Genomic DNA, 217 nt, shown 5'->3' with positions numbered 1-217 from the left:
GAGTGCATCCGCACGACGATCTTCCACCAGGGCCCCTACAAGACCATCGCCGACGTCGAGTACGCCACCGCAGCGTGGGTCGACTGGTACAACTGCAGCCGGCTGCACTCGAGCATCGGCCTGATCCCACCCAACGAGTACGAGGCCAGCTACTACGCTGGACTCACCACCGAGCAAACCCCCACATTGGAGGCGGCACAAAACTTGGGGTGATTCA

General features: G+C 61.8%; 1 protein-coding gene. It reads left to right on the top strand.

The window, feature by feature from the left end; genetic code table 11:
• On the top strand, window positions 1–213 hold a 213-nt coding region (locus tag OSB52_RS24740; protein WP_266063982.1), incomplete at its 5' end, for an integrase core domain-containing protein.
• Window positions 214–217: the final 4 nt, after the last annotated feature.

Origin of the sequence: Gordonia aquimaris, from assembly GCF_026262595.1 — a bacterium.
Classification (GTDB): Bacteria; Actinomycetota; Actinomycetes; order Mycobacteriales; family Mycobacteriaceae; genus Gordonia; species Gordonia tangerina.
Note: the sequence above shows the minus strand (reverse complement) of the source record. Positions and strands in the feature narration are given on the sequence as shown.